1 protein-coding gene is annotated in these 216 nt (G+C 47.7%); it reads left to right on the forward strand.

Annotated features, from left to right (window positions below; genetic code table 11):
• The coding region (locus IC21_RS16870; protein ID WP_035180334.1) for an Ig-like domain-containing protein at positions 1-216 on the forward strand (216 nt) is incomplete at both ends.

Here is a 216-nt window from a genome sequence, read left to right on the forward strand (position 1 = left end):
ATTGATAAAACGGCTCCGGCAGCGCCGAAAGTCGGAGAAGTAAGCGATACAAGTACTGTGGTTACAGGAACCACAGAAGCGGGCGCGAAAGTAACAGTAAAATCTGGCTCGAACATTTTAGGCACGGCAACAGCCGATAGTACTGGTGCATTTAAGGTAACCATTGCAAAACAAAAAGCAGGAACGAAGCTTGTCGTTTATGCGGAAGATGCGGCA

The sequence above is a fragment of the Heyndrickxia coagulans DSM 1 = ATCC 7050 genome, from assembly GCF_000290615.1.
GTDB classification, from domain to species: Bacteria; Bacillota; Bacilli; order Bacillales; family Bacillaceae_C; genus Weizmannia; species Weizmannia coagulans.